Source organism: Alcaligenes sp. NLF5-7, assembly GCF_024266725.1.
In the GTDB taxonomy this organism is placed as follows: domain Bacteria; phylum Pseudomonadota; class Gammaproteobacteria; order Burkholderiales; family Burkholderiaceae_B; genus Alcaligenes; species Alcaligenes phenolicus.
This window is the reverse complement of record NZ_CP100755.1, coordinates 2,559,283-2,578,592: the sequence shown is the minus strand read 5'-3', so window position 1 is coordinate 2,578,592 and position 19,310 is coordinate 2,559,283. Positions and strand designations below refer to the sequence as shown.

Here is a 19,310-nt window from a genome sequence, read left to right as displayed (position 1 = left end):
AAAACAAGCTGTCAGTTCTTTCAGGGTCCGCCCGCGCTGACCCCGACTTACAATCACACCACTTGAGGTTGCTTACTCATCCAGCTAATTACCTCTTCCAACATCGGTTCGCCCGAATCCTGCGGGCGCCACAACAGACCCAACTGACCATGCAAGCGCGGGTCGCTCCAGTCCAGGTTCAAGATACACAGCTCCGGGTAGACCGGCACCATGCTGCGTGTCATGGGCACTAAAAAGTCGCTATTGACTGCCACACGGGCATTGGTGTGTGCGTAGGCGGACTCAATGGCGCAGGTGGGATACGGCAAGCCCTTGGCATCCAGGCCCAGTTCAAAACTGCGCCGCATCGGGCTGTTTCGTGGTGGCAATATCCAGGGATACTCCAACGTCTGCTCCCAGGTCACTTCATCTTGCTGTGCCAAAGGATGCTTGCGGCAAGCCGCTACCCCCAAAGGCACCATACCCAAAGGCAAATACGCCATCGCCGGGTTACGGCCTGCTTCATCTACACGGCCAATGACCAGATCCAGTTCGCCCTGTTCCAGATTACGGCTCAAAATATCCAGCGTGCCTTCCTGAATACGGATATGGCATTGTGGATCGCGCTCGTGCAAATACACCAGCAACTGCGGCAAATAAACCGCAGCCACCATAGGCGAAATACCCAAAGTAAATTGCTGGCGAAAACCCTGCCTGTATTGCTCCAGAGTTGCATTCATGCGGTCAAGGCGATTCAACACCCCCTGGGCCTGGGAAACCAGCGCCAGGGCGGCTGGCAAAGGCTCAATGCCGCGAGCATGACGCTCGAACAAGGGCATGCCTATATTGTCTTCAAAATCCTTGAGCCATTTTGACAAGGCAGGCTGAGTCATATTGGACTGCCGGGCCACATCGCTCATGCTTTTTTCTTCGCACAAACGAATTAAAACCTGCAGATGCTTCAAGCGAATGCGTTCACTCCAGCTCATGACTTACCTATATGAAAGAGGTATATATACCTGCAAGTTATTCAATTTAACATTATGGCTACTGCTTCCATAATGGGGATACCCAAAGCTACAAAATAGGCACTTCATGTCTCAGTCAGTACCCAATTTTTTATTGATCATTGCGGATCAACTCCGCGCAGACCATTTGGCTTGTTACGGCAATAAAGAAGTTAAAACGCCTAATCTAGATGCGTTAGCCGCTCGTGGTTGGAGTGCTGACCGATTTTACGTCGCCACCCCCATCTGTATGCCCAACCGTGCGTCCCTGATGACAGGTCGCATGCCCTCGGTGCACGGCGCCCGTCACAATGGTGTGCCCCTGCCACTGGATTCCAGCACCTTTGTCGATGTACTGCGCCAGGCAGGCTGGAGCACAGCCTTGGTCGGCAAGGCGCACCTGCAAAATATAACGGATACGCCCCCGCTCTACCCACGGCCGGATGATCCTCCGACCAAGGGAGAAGCTCGCCCTCCTCTGCCTACCAACGATTACGGCCAGGAATGTGGCCAATGGTGGCGCGATCGCGCCGATCACGGTGTTCAGCTACCTTTTTACGGCTACGAGCACGTGGACCTGGCCATTGATCACGGCGATCAGGTCTGGGGCGACTATGGCCGCTGGCTGCAGGATGAACATCCTGAAATCGCCGCCCTGTCCGGCCCTGAAAACGCCATCCCGACTCCGGACTACGAGTTAAGCCGCATTGGCCAGGCCTGGCGTACCCGTGTGCCAGAAGAGTACAGCACCACGGCCTGGATTGGTGAACGGACCCGCGCTGTGCTGGACAAATATGCCCAGGAACAACAGCCCTTCTTTATTCAGTGCTCCTTCCCGGACCCGCATCATCCCTTCACTCCGCACGGTCAGTACTGGGATATGTACAAGCCTGAAGAGGTCAGCCTGCCCGACTCCTTCCACCTGGGTCCGCATCCCCTGCCTGCCCATCTGCAATTGCTGCATCAGCTGCGCGATGAAGGCAAAGCCATCAAGCACACTCCTACGCTGTTTGCCTGTTCCGAGCGCGAGGCCCGCGAGGCGATTGCGCTGAACTACGGTTCCATCACGCATATTGATGCCGAGATCGGGCGCATTCTGGACCATCTGGAGCGCACTGGTCAGGCGGAAAACACCATCGTCATTTTCATGAGTGATCATGGCGACTTCATGGGCGACCATCAATTAATGCTGAAGGGCCCTGTGCATTATCAAAGCATTATTCGCAGCCCCTTTATCTGGTTTGACCCCAAGGATGCGAAAACTCAAGGCACAAGTGAGGCGGTCTGCTCTACCATTGACGTCGCGCCTACGGTGCTGGAACGTGCCGGCCAGCTGCCCTACAACGGCATCCAGGGTCGCTCCTTGCTGAAAGTGATGCACAAGGAGCCTGTGGAATGGCGCAAAGGCGTACTGATCGAAGAAGAAAACCAGCGCAAGCTGTTCAATACGCCCATTCGCACCAAGCTGCGTTCGCTGGTCACGCAGCAGCACCGTCTGAGCCTGTATGAAGGCGGTCAAATTGGCGAGCTGTACGATCTGCAAGCCGATCCGCTGGAACAACATAATTTGTGGAATGAACCTGACGCGCAAGCGTTAAAAACAACGCTTTTGTGCCAATTGATCGATACCATGATGGCTCACAGCGAAACCAGTCCCTTGCCTTTGGCGATAGCGTGAGCTGAACACTGTTAATTACCTCTATCTGGAGACATCTATGCCCACCCTTTCCTTGCTGCGCAAAGTAAGCATTTGTGCGCTGATCTTACCTTTGGCTACGCCAGTCCAGAGTGCCGAGGTGGCCACCATTGTGGTCAGCTCCGTGGCAGGAGGCCCGCTAGATGTCCTGGGTCGCATGTTGGCCCGCGAAGCCACTGAAACCACCGGCCAGACGATTGTGGTGGAGAACCGGGCGGGTGCAGCCGGTACGATTGCTGCAGAGGCGGTGGGCCGGGCCAAGCCGGATGGCAATACCTTGCTGCTGACACTGGATACGGTTGCTACAGCCAATCCGCATATTTACGTCAACAGCAAGTTCAAGATCGGGGAGTCCCTGGACCTGGTGTCTTTGCTGGGTACTTTTGACCAGGTTCTGGTGGTTCCCAGCAAGACCGGCATCACAACGCCTGCCGAGTTTCTGGAGCGTGCCCGCGCCAAGCCCATGAATTACGGCTCGGCCGGTATGGGTTCGCCTGGGCATTTGATGATGTCGGCCTTGACGCAGGATAGCGGTATCAAGCTGGATCACATTCCGTATCGCAGCAATAGCGCTGTGGTCAATGATATGTATGGCGAGCGTCTGGACAGCGGCTTTCTGACGATTGCCGGTGTCTTGGGTCCGATCAAGGAAGGTTTGCTGACTCCCTTGGCGACTTCTGGCGGCAAGCGCAATCCTTTACTGCCTGAGGTTCCTACTTTGGCCGAAGCAAAGCTGCCTGGATTGGAAAACTTTAACGAGAGCTTCTCGTATCTGGTTTTCACCACCAAGGGTTCGCCTCCAGAGAAGATCAAGGCATGGAACGATTTACTCAGCGATATCGTGAAGCGTCCGTCCACCGCCGAGACTTTGCGGATGCTGGATATTCAAGCCTACGACTCGTCCAAGGTTTCTCCAGCCCAATGGGTGCAGCAGCGTAACGCTCGCTGGGAGCAGATTGTGCGGGATAACAATATTCGTTCTGATCAGTAATTGTTGGAATTACAGCCCCTGGTTTCAGGGGCTGTTTTTTTTGAGGCTGTATAGGTTCGAGGGGATTACTGAGAGCAGGCTTTCTTCGTGAGTTGCTTTGGGGTAAGGACTCAACGGTTGGTGAGAAGGCTGCTCGTACAAAGAAGGGAGCAGGAGCAGGGAGCCGGTTAGTGCAGGTGTAGTGGTGTTCGGGCTGAGCACTTGCCGGTGCTACGCACCGGTGCCCTTGTCAGTTTGGGAATCCGGGCGCCCTGTGAACTCGCGGGGTACTTGGTCCCCCGGACCAAGTACAAACGCCCCGCTCAAACAGCACAGGGCTTGCATCCCGAATTCCCAAACTGACCGCGGCAAGTACTCTGAATCGCCCGAACACCACTACACCTGCACCAACCAGCAGACTCACATTGCTCTGCTCCCTTCTTTTCAAGAGCCCAACTGAATGGCTCAATGCGATATGAGGTTTGCTGCTTTTACGCCCTGTTTAAGGAGTGAAAGCTATGGCGCCAGAAGTGGCCAACAACAACAACAACAACAACAACAACAACAACAACAACAACAACAACCAAAGCCAAAGCCAAAGCCAAAGCCAAAGCCAAAAGAGTAGCGCCCCAAAACCTTAAAGCCTCCTCCAGCATCGTAAAAAAGCTACTTAATCCCCCCCCTTTTTCCTCAACTCCAGTCACCTCGCCTATGACCCACGTACTCAAACCAAGCTCAAAACCTGTCTGAAGCGTCCCAAGAAAAACGAAACCACCGTTCAACAAGTCCAAACCATTTCTACTCTCCAGTGCTGTTTGGGCTATGTACACGATGTTGCTTGTTTTCTTGTGGGGCCCGGGTACGGCTTGGCGGGCGAGTCAGGGCTCTTGCCGCAGGCAGAGTGCTGGGGCGGGATGCAAGGGTCGTGCTGTTTGAGGAGCACGCTTGCGGTTTGTCCGGGGGACAAACCGCGCTCCGAGTTCACGACCCGCCCGCCCCAGCACTCTGACAAGGGTACCCACGCGCAGCGTGGGCAAGAGACCCGCCAAGACAAGCCGTACCCGGGCCCCACAAGAAAACTATCCACCGGCCTCACGCAAAGCCCAAACAGCACGTCCAGAAGAAAGCCTCCTCCTGTCAAAACCAGCGCCCTCCCACTTCAAACAAGCCCTCGCATACAAGGCTCGACAAAACACTCAATCCCAATCAAGCCAACCCTGTACCCAAGCGACATATCAATCCAAACTAATCCCAGCCTTAGTCACGATATCGTGCCAATAATCCGCCTCCGCAGGCAGTCCCTTCCGAAACTCCTCAGCAGAAACCTTGGACAGCAAATACCCTTGATCCAGCAACTTGCTGCGAATAGCCGGATCAGCCAGAACCTTCTCCAAAGCCCCTTCAATCCTGCTCACGATCTCCGTCTCCGTCCCGGCAGGAACAGCCAACGCCCACCAGTTGCTGATCACCACGTCCTTGTAGCCCAGCTCCTCCATCGTGGGGACATCAGGCAAAGCCGGGAAGCGCTCTGGCAAGGCCACTGCCAAGGCCTTCAAACGACCTTCAGGCAAAAAAGCCGCCCCCAAACCATAGCTGCTGACAAACATCTGCACTTCATTGCTCAACAAAGCCTGAATCCCCGGCGCCGAGCCTCGGTAATGAATACCCAGCATGTCGCCCTCCAGAGCCTCGGACAGCTTCCAGGCCGACAGCTCCGGCGTTGTGCCTGCTCCTGGCGTCCCGTAATTCACCTGCCCTTTGCGCTGCTGAACATAATCCCGGAATTCAGCCATATTCTTGACCGGCAAATCTCCATTCACATAAACAAAAGCCGCCGCATCCGCCACCTTGTTGATCACATACAAATCCTTGAACGGGTCATAACCCATGTTCTTGTACAAGAACTGATTGATCACAAAATTATTGGTGGCTGAAAACAGCAAGGTGTAGCCGTCCGGCTTGGAGCGCGCCACCATCTGCGTGCCAATATTGCCGCCCGCGCCGGTCTTGTAATCCGTAATTACCGTCTGCCCCAGCTCCATCGACAGTTCGGGCTGCAAGATACGGAAAATAATGTCACCCGCCGCTCCTGGAGGGTAAGGAATCACCACTCGCACAGGGTGATCGGGATAATCCGCCCAGACCGGACCTGCCGCAGCCAGACCAAGCGCAGCCACCAAGCCCACCACCGTCTTTTTAATTGCTTGCATCTTGTCTCCCCCGCGCGCCTTTTACAGGTCTATGCGCATCAAATCCGTTGCCAAACGCAAATCGCCTTTGTAGCTTTTGCGAATATCCCGAGCCACTTCATCCAGACGCTCCGGCCCCATCAAATCAACCGGCAAATGATTGCCCGCCGCACGTTTAATCACCGGACTGGTGGAGTCGTAATGTCCAAAATGCGTGGCCACTAAACTCTTCACATTGGCTTTACGAGCGATCTCGCCCAACTGCAAAGGACTGGTATGGGCAAACGTGCCTACCCCTGACTGCGCGCGATGCTTCAGGAAAGACTCCGGAAAAGTGCACTCATGTATCAGCAGATCCGCATCCTGCGCCAGGCGAATCATGGACTCACACGGAGCCGTGTCGCCACTGAACGCCACAACCTTGCCTTCAGCCTCCATACGCATACCAAAGCAGTCCGTAATTTCGCTAGGAATGTGGTCCACCACATCAATGTAGATTTTGACGTCCTCGTCCTCGTACATCAGACCTGGCTCCACCTCGAAGACCTCGGGGCGTACCGCTTCAATATTTTTCTGACGAGCCGGATAAGCCGCACGAGCCTGAATATCCACACGAAACGCGCCATTCTCGAAGGAATGATCCACAAAATCCTGCGTGCCTTTGGGGCCAAAAACCTTCAGCTTGCCTTCACGGTTAAAAACCCAGCTGGACAGTACAAAAAAAGGCAGACCGCAAACGTGGTCATAGTGCAGATGGCTTAAAAACACCCAAGGCACATCGGCTGGATTGATATTGGCCTTCACCATCTGACGCGTGGACCCTTCGCCGCAATCAAACAGATAATTCTTGCCATTCTCCAGCGTCACCAAAATGGACGACTGAGCACGATCGGGATCTGGCAACGCAGCGCCGGTGCCAAGCATGGTTATCTTCACGTAAAACTCCTCCAAACAATAAAAACATCCAGCACCAGAACAGTGCCTTCCCTATAAAGTCATAAAGTTCTATTTTTAGGACTTTATGGAAAAAGTGTACACCTCGCTATCGAGCGGCATAACTTGGTGTTTTTACCTAGGAGTGTCGTAAAGGCGCAGCGCGCCTGGGATGGCAGTCTTAAAGGCCAGGTGTCAGCTCGGTCTGAATGCTGAGATATTTAGCGGGATAAAAGACCTGTGCCGCATAAACCAGTTGATTTGCACGGTTCACAATCAGGCGAATTACCCGCACCACCGGCATGCCTATATCCATATTCAAATGGCGTGCTAAATCCGCATCGGCAACCCGCACGGTCAGTGTCTGACGAATAGTATGGATCTGCTCGCGAGCCAGACGATTCAGCACCAGCAGCACTGGTTCCTGACTTAATACCGGTTGCAAGGTCTGGGCCAGTGTATTCAACACGTAGACCGTATTCAGGCTGTAAGCCACGCCATCAGCGTAATTCACACGGCTGGTCCACCAATATTCATCGGGCAAGGACTGCCCGGTAATTTCAATGGGCAAGGCTCCCAGACCATTGCCCAGCTCCACCATGACCGAATCCAGACGCGTCAGATGTTCAATCAAGGCATCCCAATTGGTGGGCAACATCAGCCAATGGTCTTGCGCGACGTCGCCAATAACAAACGTGCCCTTGCCGCGTGTGCGCTCGATCAGGCCTTCGTGTTCCAGCTCATCCAGTGCCGCCCGCACGGTAGCGCGCGAGACGCCATACTCCTGCATCAACTCCTCTAACGTGGGAATACGCGTTCCCACCGGCCATTCGCCACGCTCCAGGCGCGCTCGCAAGGTATATTTCACCTTGAGCGACAGAGGCAATTTGGACTGTTTGCGCAGCGATGAACGTGTGGGATCGACCATACCAAGAGGCAAGCAAGCACAGGAAAGTGACAAGTCCACATCATAGCCTGCGATGAGTTAAGCCGGAGATGTCCCAAAAAGGTTTAATCTTGAACAAGCAAAGCGTTTATTTTTGCAAAAGTTGGTAAACGAAAATTAAACGTATCGGATACATTATCCCAATCATTGCTTAACTCTTGATACGAGCCCGAGCCCATGGATGTTTTGCCTTCCTCCGCCTCGCACTTGGCCCAAATTTACCTGCTCGGTACCTACCGACTCCTGGTGAAAGGACAATGCCGCGCACAAATCATTAACTACGATAAAGCGCGTATTTTATTGTCCATGTTGGCCTTGGCCCAGGGCAAACCGATTAGTCGCAGCCGTTTGGCTGAAACGATCTGGCATGAAGACCCCATCAGTGTGGGCCGCGCTCGTTTACGCCACGCGCTGCACGCCTTGCGCCGCGCTTTTGAAGGTTGTGATCAGGTCCTGCACATTACCAATGACACCCTGGCCCTGGACCCCAGCCACACCCAGGTGGATGTGCTCAGCCTGTTGCAACACCCCAGTCAGCCATCGCTTAACGATCTGGAGCGCCTGAACCTGTATCAGGGCCCCTTGCTGGGGCAGGTAAAACTGCACCATGGCGAGCAGTTACAGGACTGGTTGCAGGATACACAGCAAAACATTCGTCAAACTCTGTCGCAATGCCGTGACCGTTACATACAGTCTGGCCTGAGCACGCTGCCTGCACCGCAAGCAGTCAGTTACCTTAAACGCTGGCTCCTGATCTGGCCTGAAGAAGAAAAACTGCATCAAGAGCTGATTCGGCTGCTGAAACAGGAAGGCCAGCATGAAGCCGCCCTGCACGCCTACGAGCAATGCTCGGTCTTGCTGGCCGACCGCCTGGGCTGCGAACCCAGTGCCCAGACACGCAGTCTGGTGGATTTGCCGGCACGCTCGATCAGCCCTGCCAAATCCTTACCCACGACGGTCTCTCTGCGCCTGCGCCCCTTGGCCGCGGTCGGCTTTTGCCTGCGCTTTGAGCCCGGTCACCGGCATGCTCGTGAGCGCGGCGGCCATCTGCTGGGACAATGTCGCCAGACCTTGCAAACCTTGATTGAACAGCATGGCGGCTGGCCCTGTGAGGCTGGCCCCAATCAGTTGATTGCCTACTTTGGTTATCCCGAGTTGCTGGAGTCGCCCGTCGCGCAAGCAGCCGCATTGGCACGGGTTGCGGCAACCTTGCGCATGGATGAACACGTCAAGCTGAGCATCGCCCTGCACGCCGATCTGGCCATGGACGATCAAAGCGCTTACCCCGATCCCTGGGGCCAACTTGCACAAGTGGTGCTGCCCTTGAGCTGGGAAGCCAGCCCCGGCACGCCACGTATCAGCGTGCAGGCCGCTCTGCGTCTGGACACCAAGGATGTGCAAGGCCCGCTGGGCCGCCAGAGCGAAGCGCTGTGGCTGAATCTGAGCCCTTCCGACGCAGACCCTACGCGTTTAACCAGCCGCGTCTATGGCCGCTCGCAAGAGTTCGACCATCTGGTGCAAGCCTGGGCGCATATCGGTCCCAACCGTGCCTTGCATCACATTGCCATTCACGGTCGCGCTCATATCGGCAAGAGTCTGCTGGTGCAGTCTCTGGCGGACTATGTGCAGAAAACCGCCCACCACTGCATTGTGCTCAATTGTCGTGAAGACAAGCGTCGTGTGGCCTGGCATCCGATTCGCCTCTGGCTGCACGAGCAGATTGCCGACTACCTCACCTCGCAAAACGGCAAGCAGCGCGATCCCTTCTCCGTGCAAACCTTGCAAGAGGCACTGGAAATCAGCCCCAAACAGGCCCAGTCCCTGCATCAATGGCTAAATAGCGGCCCGGACGAGCAAGACCTGAACGAGCCTTCCACGGCTCATATGGATTTATTGTTCAATTTGCTCAGCGGCCCGGGCAATTCGCCACGCCGTCGCTTGCTGATTATTGAAAACGTGCAATGGGCCGACCCGCCTTCCCAGCGCCTGATCCGCTTGCTGGCGCACACGGCCCCGCGTCACCCGACCTTGCTGCTGACAACCAGCCGCAAACCCGGTCATGGACTGGAACGTGCCGAGCACCTGAGCCTGCGTACACTGGATCGCTCCAGCATCAACAGCCTGTTAAGCGGCCAACGGGGACAAAGGCTGGCGCGCGATAAACGCAGCCGCCTGGTCCGCTTAAGCGCAGGCAATCCAGGCCATGCCAACGAGCTGCTGCGCTGCCATGAGCTCAATAGTGAATGCAGTGATGCCTTGTGCCTGACTGACCTGGTCTGCACCCAGTACCACAGCCTCCTGCCCGCAACACGCCACATCCTGACCAGCATCGCCTTGCAGGCACAGCCTATTTCCATCGACGAGCTGGCTCTGATGCTGCGCCTGGAAAACACCGCCTTGAGCAGTGGACTGGACACGCTGGCGACGCTGGATCTGATCGATGTGCATGACAAGCATGTCTCCTGTCTGCCGCTGGTCTCCCAGGCACTGGAACGTGTGGCGATGCAGGAAGAACTGCGTCAGGCCCACTACGCCATCGCCCAGCACGGCATACGCCGCCGTCACGCGCCCGAGTACATTGCCCTGCATCTGTGCGAAGCGGAAAGTCCGGAAGCCGCCTTCTGGTGGCAGCGTGCAGCCCGCGAAGCGCTGGCACAGGACGACCTGCGCCAGGCCAGCCAATACCTGCAGCGCTCCTTGAACCGCAGCGAATTGATTGAAGACTTGCAGGTTCGCCAAACCCTGCAATTTGAATGTCGCATGTTGCAAGGCGCGATTGAGTCCTCGTTGTACGGCCCCGCCTCCGCCTCTACGGCCATGGCCTACGAGCTGGGCCATGAGCTGCATGACGAGCATGACTCGGATCAGGTCATGATCAGCTTGTGGACAGCCTGGACAGCCTTTCAAGCCCAGGGCAATTTCGAGCAAGCCCTGCAAAAAGCGCGCCAGTTACTGGCTCTGGCCAATGAAACCAGCCACGATCAGAACCGCAGCTGGGCCTTGTACGCCATTGGTCAGCACGAGCTGTGGAAAGGGAATGTCACCAATGCCATCCAGACGCTGAACCTGAGCCTGGCCGTCTTTGATGACCTGAAGGAGCAGAACGGTCGTCAGGCCATTGCCGAGCACTTTCCTCAGTCCATTACCTTTGGAACCCTGAGCGTCGCCCTGGCCTTGAAAGGCAATATGGATGCTGCTCAGCAGCATGTCCATCTGGCCTTGCAATCCTTGCGTGTGGATACCACTTTTTCACTACGCGCCATTACGCACTTGTTCGTCATGCAGGCCTACTACCTGATGGAACAGCTTGAAGACTGTCAGCAAGTGGCCGAGCTGTCCTTGCAAGAGCTGCAAAAATCGCATAACCCCGAGCCCTGGTCTGCACTTAGTCGCTCTTACCTGCACTATTGCCAAGTGATGTTGCAAGGCCGAGAAACCAGCCTGCAGTCCCTGCTCGATTGCGTACAGATCGCCCAGTACGGTCTACCCATCAGCACCGATGGCCTGATGAGCCGTATTGCTCGCGCCATGATACGTCTGGGTCGCAGCAATGAAGCCATGCCCTGGCTGGACAAGGCTGCCGCTCAAGGTCTGCGTTATGACACCAATAGTCTGGGCACCGAGCTGCACTGTGTGCGCGGAGACGCCTGGATGGCGCTGGGCGAGAACGCACAAGCCTTGCAGGAATGGAATCTGGCCGAGCAACACATGGAAAAACATGGCTTGCATCGCTACGCAGACTGGATTCAGACACGCCGACAGGCCGTGCAAAAGCTCAAGGTCTAGTCAATAAAACCAGCAAGCACAAGAAAATGCTCCCAAGGAATCAGCTTGATCCTTGGGGGCATTTCAGATCCACTACCGATAATTGAATCGGCTTAAAGCAGCCACTCGATCGGCAGGATAGACAAGACGCCTACCCCGGCTCGACGCCAGATATTGGCATTCGGCTCGGAGGTGAAAAAGCGCTGGGTGCCGTCTTCGTTCAACTGAATCCACACCAGATCACCGTTTTCATCCAGTTCCACACGATAGCTGCGGTAAGGCAGGACGTCCTCAAAACTCTTGGACAGGGCTTGCGCCATTTCAGGGCTCTCGATAATAAAGCCCAGCTCCGTATTCAAATTGACCGAACGCGGATCGAAATTAAAAGAGCCCACAAACAGGCGCTTACCGTCTACCGCAAAGGTCTTGGCATGCAGAGCCGAACCCGAGCTACCAAAAGGCCCGGAGCCGTGACGCGTAGGCTTGTCCATGGTGGGCCGCAGCTCCAGTAACTGCACCCCAGCTTCCAACAAGGCTTTACGTCGTTTCGCATAGCCTGCATGTACGGCCGTCACGTCCGTTGCAGCCAGGGAATTGGTCAGGATACGGACCTTCATGCCAGGCCGCTTCATCATGTCCTCAAAGGCCCGTACACCTGCAGCGGTAGGCACAAAGTACGAGGACACCAGGTCCACCTGGCTGGTGGGCTTGCCCAGCACATGGTCCATTTGCCAGACCATCAATTGCTCAGGGTTGACCGGGCCCAGGGCCTTGGCCGGATCATCACTGATCATGGTGGTCCGCGCCCACTGGAAATCCAGCTCGCCACGCACCAAATGGCTGACCAGATCCGATTCACGCAGCACCTGCTGGTAATCCTTGGCGCGTGGTTGCGCTTCGGCTTCCTGCAACTTAGCCTGAAACTTCATCAGGGCTTCCGAACCACCCGTTTTGATCAGGCTGTCCACCGGATAGGCCGATTGACTGGCCCAGTAACGGTCAAAATCCTTGGAGACGTCCTGCACCACCGCGCCAATTGCCATCACGTCCAGATCCGCAAACAAGACGTCCTGAGTCGCACCGAAGTACTCATCGCCCACATTGCGCCCACCAATAATGGTGACCTGGTTATCCACGGTAAAAGACTTGTTGTGCATGCGCCGGTTCAGACGGGAAAAGTCCGTCAGAAAACCCAGAGGTTTGGGCCAGCGCAGCACAAAGGGGTTGAACAGCCGTACCTCGACATTGGGGTGAGCGTTCAAAGCGGCCAAGATATCATCCAGCCCGGTGATGCCGTTGTCATCAATCAACAAGCGCACACGCACGCCACGCTCGGCAGCCTGCAATAAAGTGCCCAGCATCAAGGTGCCGGTGGTGTCGCCCCGCCAGATGTAATACTGCACGTCCAGCGTTTTTTGAGCGGCAAAGGCTAACAAGGCACGGGCAGCATAGGCATCATGTGGATCGAACAAAGGATAAATGCCCGACAAGCCAGGATGCTGCTGAACTAAGGGAGCCACTGCCTGGCCAATCATGGTTTCCTTGGCCTGATCCAGCGGCAACGCCTCGCTGTGGCTACGTCCTTCCAGCGAAGGCAGGGCACAGCCTGTCAGGCCGGCCAGCAAGGCCCCACCCGCCATCAAGCTGCGCCAGAAAAAGGACGGTGCTTGTCCCGTAGAACGAGGAATCGTCGGCTTTTTGGCGGGGTCGATTTTCATGAAGGCATCTCTGTGGACATGGACATCGCTCAACATAGTAGCACCGCCCTCGGGACCAGGCCTGAGCATGTTTCGCAATCAATACTTGCAGCAAGTGGCAGGGCGGACAACAATAAAGCATCCACCCATTCTTTAAACTTGAAATAAAAGTAGCATGCCCCCCGCAACATCTCCTGCCTTACTGCCCCGTCACCTTGCCATTATGTTGCTGTTAATGCTGGGCAGCTCCTTCGCCGCCAACCATATCGCGGCCAAAGTGGCGCTGGACCATGGCACCGGGCTGATCATCTCGGTTATCTTTCGCTCGGCCGCGGCCACCCTGGCCTTGAGCATGCTACTGATCTGGCGCAAGCAAGCCCTGTATGTGCCCCGTCAGTATCTGGGCTGGCAACTGATGCTGGGCGGGCTGATCACCATGCAGTGCATGCTGATTTATTCCTCCATTGCCCGTATCCCCGTCGCCTTGGCCTTGCTGGTGGCCAATATGTACCCGATTCTGCTGGCGCTACTGACCTGGATACTGGGCGGGCACAAACCCACGCGCAAAACCTCCATCATCATGATGGCAATTCTGGTCGGCCTCTTGTTGGCGCTGGACGCTCCCAGTCTGATCAAGGGCGCAACGCTGGATGGGCAGTGGGTCCTGGGCGTGGTTTGCAGCCTGCTGACCGCCCTGACCTTTGCGATTGGACTGTGGATTACAGAAAATAAACTGGCGCCCTTGCCCGGCCTGGTACGCAGTTTCTGTACCATCAGCCAAACTTTGGTCTGCCTGATTGCACTTAGCCCTCTGGGACTGCTGCCCGGTGGCTCTTCCCTGCCCCACGACGCTGTAGGCTGGATTGCCCTGTCTCTGGTCTGTGTGCTGTACACCACGGGCTTTGTGACCCTGTTTGTGCTGGCTCCCCGCCTGGACATGACACGCAATGCGCCCTTCATGAATATGGAGCCGGTGGCCTCGCTGATTCTGGGCTGGCTGATTCTGAAACAAACCTTGAACTCCACCCAATTGCTCGGTGGCGCGGTGGTGCTGAGCGGGATTGTGGCATTGGCCTACCAGCGCGCCCCACGCAAGTAAGTCTCAGACCCTGGACAGAAGGCGCTGCCAAACACGGGGCAGCACCTCTATCAAATCCTCCGGGATCAATCCGGGACCAAACTCCAGGGCGGCCTGTGAATGCAGCCAGACAGCCGCCCCCGCCGCTTCAAAGGCAGGCATGCCTTGGGTCAGCAAGCCACAGACCAGACCCGCCAACACATCCCCGCTGCCTCCAGTGGCCAACCACGGCGGGGCGCAGGCATTGATCAAGGCCCGCCCATCGGGCGCGGCAATAACAGTATCTGCTCCCTTCAACACCAGCACGGCACCACATTGCGTAGCAGCCAGTCGCGCCGCTTCCAGACGATCCGGCACTTCCTCAAAAACGCGGGCAAACTCGCCCGCATGAGGGGTCAACACGCACTGCTCATGCAAGGCATCCCATAACTCCTGGGGCTGTGCTGCAAAGCTGCTGATGGCGTCCGCATCCAGAACACAAGGTCGCCCCGTTGCCAGCAAAGCCAAAGTCAGGCGACGGGTTTGCTCGCCCAGTCCCGCACCCGGCCCCACCAGCCAGGCGCGAATGCGCTCGTCCGTGGTCAGAGTGTTATCCAAGGGGGCCACCATGATGCTGTCCAGTGCCCCGGCGTACACCGACCAGACCGAGGGTGGCACAGCCATGCTGACCAGTCCGGCTCCAGCGCGCTGTGCTGCACGAGCCGCCAGACGGCTGGCTCCGGTCATCCGTTCGCCGCCAACCACCAAAGCATGCCCACGCGTGTATTTATGGCTCTGGGCACCCAACTGCGGCAGATGAGCATGCCACAAGGCAGGTTCATTCAACCAGGTATTGGCCTCTTGCAAGGCCGGCGCTGGCATGCCGATTTCGGCCAGCTCCAGCTTGCCGCACAAGGCACGGCCCGGATACAGCACATGGCCCGGCTTGTAGCGCACAAAACTGACTGTCACCGTGGCAGGGGCGACCACACCGCGCACCTGCCCGCTGGCGCCATCCAGGCCCGATGGCACGTCAATGGCACATACAGGAACCTTGGAAGCCGCCAAAGCCTGAATCAAGGCGGCTGTCTCGCCCTCTACATCACGATCCAGGCCTGCTCCCAGCAAACCATCCACCACCACCGAAAAGCGTCGAAAGTCCGGGCACTGACTTTCCCAGCGACCCTGCCATTGCGTTTGCGCCCAGGCGGCCGTACCCTGCCGTACAGACGGGTCCACCAGACTGAACACGGAAACCACCCGCCCCTGCTCGCGCAGAATTTGCGCCGCCACCAAGGCATCCCCGCCGTTATTACCCGGCCCGCACAAGAACAGCACCGCTCCTTGCGGCCAATGGCGCTGCACGGTACGCGCCACCGCACTGGCAGCGGCCTGCATCAATTGCTCGATGGATACCCCGAAAGCCGGAGCGGCTGCATCCATGCTGGCGCACTGTGCCGGACTGTACAGGGCCTGTTTTCCGGGCGCGGCACTCAGGGGCAAAAAACCATATTGGGACACAAAGGGCATGGCAGGCTCACAAAGACAGAAATCAAAACGTCCCTACGCTGCACGGGCTGGTCACCCGCTGGCGGCCTGCTGAAAACAGAAGGCGTCAGGTCCTGGGCGGCCTGGAGACAAAAAAAGAACGGGTCGCCGCCCGTTCTCTTATCTTAGTGCGAAAAGTTTGAATGCAGAACTGTCGCAACAGCCACCACCTAGGCCGACGGCTGTTCTTGTCTATCCTTGACAGAGCCGACGGACAGTTCACGCGGCACATCCACCCCGTTCTTGATCGCGATGATCTCGGCCATGATGCTGACGGCAATCTCTGCCGGGGTCTTGCTGCCTATATACAAACCAATCGGACCTTTGAGCTTGTCGATTTCCTCGGCCGTCAGATCAAAGTGCTCGGCCAGGCGTTCGCGACGGCTCTGGTTATTACGTCGCGAACCAATCGCCCCCACATAAAAGGCACTGCTCTTGAGCGCCTCCAGCAAGGCCATATCATCCAGCTTGGGATCGTGCGTCAGGGCCACAATGGCCGTACGCCGATCCGGCACGCAGGCAATGACCTCATCGTCCGGCATGCCGCTAACTACACGTGCACCCGTCACGCTCCAGCCTTGAATATGCTCGCTGCGCGGATCGCAGACCGTCACATCAAAGCCGTTGAACAAGGCAATGGTCGCCACGTACTCGGACAGTTGCCCACCACCGATCAGCAAGAGCCGATAGGACGGGCCAAAAGTCACCGACAGGCGGTCCTCGCTTAAATGCAAGGCAGCCGGAACACGGGTGGCACTGCCCCAGGCACGGCCAGTTTGCAGATCCACATGACGTTGCACCAGATGGCGCTGCTCCAGCAAGCTCAGCAATTCCGACATTGCTTGCGGGCAGGGATTGAACTCCACCAGCAAACGGATCGTGCCGCCGCAAGGCAGGCCAAAGCGATGCGCCTCATCCGCGCTGACGCCATACGTCAGCATCTGAGGACAGCCATCGCCATGCAGGCGCTTATCCGCCCCTTCGGGTTCGTGATAGGCACGGATCAGATCGTCCTCGATACAACCACCCGAGACCGACCCGACCACCGCCCCACCTTTTTCCAGAGCCATGATGGAACCCTCTGGACGGGGGGACGAACCCCAGGTCTGCACAACCGTAACCAAAATGGCATCACGTCCTTGTGCGCGCCACTCGTGCAACTGGCGCAATACCCTGACATCCAGGCTCTCCATATGTGTCTCCAGTCTTTCCTGTGTTTATTTGAATACCGGCATACCGCCACCCTCGCCCGAATCATCAAACGGATTCAGGTCGGCACCGTATTCGTCCTGCATTTCGATCGTGACTGTATTGGGATCAACTTGGGCGCCCGTTCCCTTGTAATGCGTCACCATGCCGGGGAACAGCAACACCACAGCAATCATAACAATCTGGATGCAGATAAAGGGTACGGAGCCCCAGTAAATGTCGCCTGTGGCCACACCCGGGATCTTCTTCTTGGTCACTTTGTCGATGTAATCATCCTTGGGCGCCACCGAGCGTAAATAAAATAGTGAGAAGCCAAATGGTGGATGCATAAAGGATGTTTGCATATTAACGGCCAAGAGCACGCCAAACCAGATTAAATCGATGCCCATCTTGTCAGCCACCGGCCCCAGCAAAGGCACGATGATGAATGCCAGTTCGAAGAAATCCAGGAAAAAGGCCAGTACAAACACCAGCACACTGACCAGAATCAGGAAGCCGTATTCACCGCCAGGCAGGTCAATCAGCAGGTGCTCCACCCACAAGTCGCCATCCACGCCACGGAAAGTCAGCGAGAAGATGGTGGAACCGATCAGAATGAACATCACGAAGCAGGACAGCTTGGCCGTGGTATCCATAGCTTGCTTGAGCAGATCGGTGCTCAGACGACGACGGCTGACCGCCATCAGAATAGCACCGACTGCGCCCATCGCACCGCCTTCCGTGGGGGTGGCAATACCCAGGAAAATTGTGCCCAGCACCAGAAAGATCAGGCCCAGGGGCGGGATCATCACAAACACCACGCGTTCTGCCAGCACCGACAGCAAGCCCAGCTTCAGCCATTTGTTGATCAGGGCCAGCACGAAAGCCACACCACCAACCAGCAAGATGCAGATAATAACCTTCTCATCTACCGGGCCGTTGGGATCAACCCAAAACTCGTCCAAGATATAACCGGCCACCAGCGAGATCAACAGCAACACGCACAAGGAGCGCGCACCGGAACGGCCATTGGCCTCCGAATAAGTGCGATGTTCGGCAGGAATCGGTGGCACATCCTTGGGACGCAGCACGGCCAGAATCAGGATGTAAAGCAGATAAGCGCCTGTCAGCACCAGACCAGGCACCATGGCACCACGGTACATATCGCCTACCGAACGGCCCAACTGGTCAGCCAGCACAATCAGCACCAGCGACGGCGGAATAATCTGCGACAAGGTGCCTGAAGCGGCAATCACGCCCGTGGCCAGTCTGCGGCTATAACCGTAGCGCAACATGATGGGCAAGGAGATCAGGCCCATGGAGATCACCGAGGCTGACACCACACCTGTGGTTGCAGCCAGCATGGCACCCACAAACACCACGGCAATGGCCAGACCACCAGGCATGGAACCAAACAGCTGACCAATCGTATCGAGCAGGTCTTCTGCCATGCCGGAGCGTTCCAGAATCAGCCCCATGAAGGTAAAGAAGGGAATGGCCAGCAAAGTATCGTTGGCCATGATGCCAAACACACGCAGCGGCAGCGCCTGGAACAGGGACCAGTTGAACAGGCCCATTTCCACACCGATCAGACCGAACACCATACCGTTGGCGGCCAGCGCAAAGGCAACCGGAAAGCCCAGCAGCAAGAAAACAATCAGCGACGCAAACATCACTGGCGCCATATTGGCGACAAATAAATCCATCATGATCTGGTTCAGCCTTTGTGTTGATGCGCTAACTTGGCCTCGGCTTGCCGAGCAATTTCTTCAGCCAGCAGCTCTTCGGGCGATTTTTCCTGCAACTTCTTGTTGGGGTTGGGGCAGGCACCGCGCAAGAAACCAATGCACTTGATCAGGTGCGAGATCCCCTGCAAGGAAATCAGGGCAAAGCCGATGGGAATAATCAATTTGGCAGGCCAGCGAATCAGGCCACCGGAATTAGAAGACACTTCCTGGCTCAGGTAGGAGTCCATGAACACCGGCCAGGACAAGGCCATGATGGCAATACAGGCCGGCAGCATGAACAGCACCACACACGCGGCTTCGATCACAATCTGCTTGCGCTCGGACAGGCGTGAGGCCAGCACATCCACACGCACGTGCTCATTGCGCAAGAAGGTATAGCCGCCCGTCAGCAGGAACAAGGCGCCAAACAAATACCACTGCACCTCCAGCCAGGCATTGGAGCTGGAGTCAAAGAACTTGCGCGCGATGGCGTTATAAGAGCTGATCACGACAACCAGCAAAACCACCCACATGACCACCCGGCCACATAGCTGATTCAGGCTGTCGATCGCCCTGGATAGTTTGAGTAAAGATTGCATCAATCCCCC

General features: G+C 56.6%; 14 protein-coding genes. 4 read left to right on the top strand and 10 right to left on the bottom strand.

Annotated features, from left to right (window positions below; all coding sequences use genetic code 11):
* Positions 1 to 53: 53 nt before the first annotated feature.
* Positions 54 to 968, bottom strand: a complete 915-nt coding sequence (locus MID00_RS11830) for a LysR family transcriptional regulator (protein WP_009464011.1) — start codon at positions 966 to 968, stop codon at positions 54 to 56.
* 106 nt (positions 969 to 1,074) lie between these two features.
* On the opposite strand from MID00_RS11830, the gene MID00_RS11825 reads away from it, so the two are divergent.
* Positions 1,075 to 2,664, top strand: coding sequence for a sulfatase (locus MID00_RS11825; RefSeq protein ID WP_031232491.1), 1,590 nt, complete (start codon positions 1,075 to 1,077; stop codon positions 2,662 to 2,664).
* Between the two features lie 37 nt (positions 2,665 to 2,701).
* On the top strand, positions 2,702 to 3,673 hold the full coding sequence (locus tag MID00_RS11820) for a tripartite tricarboxylate transporter substrate binding protein (protein WP_009464013.1): 972 nt from the start codon (positions 2,702 to 2,704) through the stop codon (positions 3,671 to 3,673).
* Positions 3,674 to 4,143: 470 nt separating this feature from the next.
* Here MID00_RS11820 and MID00_RS11815 read toward each other — a convergent pair whose 3' ends face one another.
* The 4 genes from MID00_RS11815 to MID00_RS11800 all read right to left on the bottom strand — a co-directional run bounded on the left by MID00_RS11815 (position 4,144) and on the right by MID00_RS11800 (position 7,702).
* Positions 4,144 to 4,443: a hypothetical protein gene (locus MID00_RS11815; protein WP_254498867.1), complete on the bottom strand. Its 300-nt coding sequence runs from the start codon at positions 4,441 to 4,443 to the stop codon at positions 4,144 to 4,146.
* A 444-nt stretch (positions 4,444 to 4,887) separates the two neighbouring features.
* Positions 4,888 to 5,862, bottom strand: coding sequence for a tripartite tricarboxylate transporter substrate binding protein (locus MID00_RS11810; RefSeq protein WP_250756056.1), 975 nt, complete (start codon positions 5,860 to 5,862; stop codon positions 4,888 to 4,890).
* A 21-nt stretch (positions 5,863 to 5,883) separates the two neighbouring features.
* Complete coding sequence (locus MID00_RS11805; RefSeq protein WP_250756057.1) at positions 5,884 to 6,777, bottom strand: MBL fold metallo-hydrolase; 894 nt, start codon at positions 6,775 to 6,777, stop codon at positions 5,884 to 5,886.
* Positions 6,778 to 6,955: 178 nt separating this feature from the next.
* Positions 6,956 to 7,702 carry a GntR family transcriptional regulator gene (locus tag MID00_RS11800; RefSeq protein ID WP_250756058.1) on the bottom strand — a complete coding sequence of 249 codons (747 nt, stop codon included), beginning with the start codon at positions 7,700 to 7,702 and terminating at the stop codon, positions 6,956 to 6,958.
* A 195-nt stretch (positions 7,703 to 7,897) separates the two neighbouring features.
* On the opposite strand from MID00_RS11800, the gene MID00_RS11795 reads away from it, so the two are divergent.
* Positions 7,898 to 11,506, top strand: a complete 3,609-nt coding sequence (locus tag MID00_RS11795) for a BTAD domain-containing putative transcriptional regulator (protein ID WP_250756059.1) — start codon at positions 7,898 to 7,900, stop codon at positions 11,504 to 11,506.
* Positions 11,507 to 11,598: 92 nt separating this feature from the next.
* Here MID00_RS11795 and MID00_RS11790 read toward each other — a convergent pair whose 3' ends face one another.
* Positions 11,599 to 13,203 carry a phospholipase D family protein gene (locus MID00_RS11790; RefSeq protein ID WP_274984784.1) on the bottom strand — a complete coding sequence of 535 codons (1,605 nt, stop codon included), beginning with the start codon at positions 13,201 to 13,203 and terminating at the stop codon, positions 11,599 to 11,601.
* A 154-nt stretch (positions 13,204 to 13,357) separates the two neighbouring features.
* Here MID00_RS11790 and MID00_RS11785 point away from each other — a divergent pair, with 154 nt between their 5' ends.
* Complete coding sequence (locus tag MID00_RS11785) at positions 13,358 to 14,281, top strand: DMT family transporter (RefSeq protein WP_250756060.1); 924 nt, start codon at positions 13,358 to 13,360, stop codon at positions 14,279 to 14,281.
* A 3-nt stretch (positions 14,282 to 14,284) separates the two neighbouring features.
* On the opposite strand, the gene MID00_RS11780 is transcribed toward MID00_RS11785, so the two are convergent.
* The 4 genes from MID00_RS11780 to MID00_RS11765 form a co-directional block, all read right to left on the bottom strand.
* A complete protein-coding gene (locus tag MID00_RS11780) occupies positions 14,285 to 15,769 on the bottom strand; it encodes an NAD(P)H-hydrate dehydratase (protein ID WP_250756061.1) in 1,485 nt (494 codons plus the stop codon).
* 188 nt (positions 15,770 to 15,957) lie between these two features.
* Positions 15,958 to 16,980, bottom strand: coding sequence for an XdhC family protein (locus MID00_RS11775; RefSeq protein ID WP_250756062.1), 1,023 nt, complete (start codon positions 16,978 to 16,980; stop codon positions 15,958 to 15,960).
* Between the two features lie 24 nt (positions 16,981 to 17,004).
* Positions 17,005 to 18,681, bottom strand: coding sequence for a TRAP transporter large permease subunit (locus MID00_RS11770; protein WP_250757253.1), 1,677 nt, complete (start codon positions 18,679 to 18,681; stop codon positions 17,005 to 17,007).
* Between the two features lie 11 nt (positions 18,682 to 18,692).
* Complete coding sequence (locus MID00_RS11765) at positions 18,693 to 19,301, bottom strand: TRAP transporter small permease subunit (protein WP_250756063.1); 609 nt, start codon at positions 19,299 to 19,301, stop codon at positions 18,693 to 18,695.
* Positions 19,302 to 19,310: the final 9 nt, after the last annotated feature.

Excerpts from the sequence above, each read along its gene's own strand:
- MID00_RS11830 (WP_009464011.1), bottom strand. The coding sequence starts at position 968 with ATGAGCTGGAGTGAACGCATTCGCTTGAAGCATCTGCAGGTTTTAATT.
- MID00_RS11825 (WP_031232491.1), top strand. The coding sequence starts at position 1,075 with ATGTCTCAGTCAGTACCCAATTTTTTATTGATCATTGCGGATCAACTC.
- MID00_RS11820 (WP_009464013.1), top strand. The coding sequence starts at position 2,702 with ATGCCCACCCTTTCCTTGCTGCGCAAAGTAAGCATTTGTGCGCTGATC.
- MID00_RS11810 (WP_250756056.1), bottom strand. The coding sequence starts at position 5,862 with ATGCAAGCAATTAAAAAGACGGTGGTGGGCTTGGTGGCTGCGCTTGGT.
- MID00_RS11800 (WP_250756058.1), bottom strand. The coding sequence starts at position 7,702 with ATGGTCGATCCCACACGTTCATCGCTGCGCAAACAGTCCAAATTGCCT.
- MID00_RS11795 (WP_250756059.1), top strand. The coding sequence starts at position 7,898 with ATGGATGTTTTGCCTTCCTCCGCCTCGCACTTGGCCCAAATTTACCTG.
- MID00_RS11790 (WP_274984784.1), bottom strand. The coding sequence starts at position 13,203 with ATGAAAATCGACCCCGCCAAAAAGCCGACGATTCCTCGTTCTACGGGA.
- MID00_RS11785 (WP_250756060.1), top strand. The coding sequence starts at position 13,358 with ATGCCCCCCGCAACATCTCCTGCCTTACTGCCCCGTCACCTTGCCATT.
- MID00_RS11780 (WP_250756061.1), bottom strand. The coding sequence starts at position 15,769 with ATGCCCTTTGTGTCCCAATATGGTTTTTTGCCCCTGAGTGCCGCGCCC.
- MID00_RS11775 (WP_250756062.1), bottom strand. The coding sequence starts at position 16,980 with ATGGAGAGCCTGGATGTCAGGGTATTGCGCCAGTTGCACGAGTGGCGC.
- MID00_RS11770 (WP_250757253.1), bottom strand. The coding sequence starts at position 18,681 with ATGGATTTATTTGTCGCCAATATGGCGCCAGTGATGTTTGCGTCGCTG.
- MID00_RS11765 (WP_250756063.1), bottom strand. The coding sequence starts at position 19,301 with ATGCAATCTTTACTCAAACTATCCAGGGCGATCGACAGCCTGAATCAG.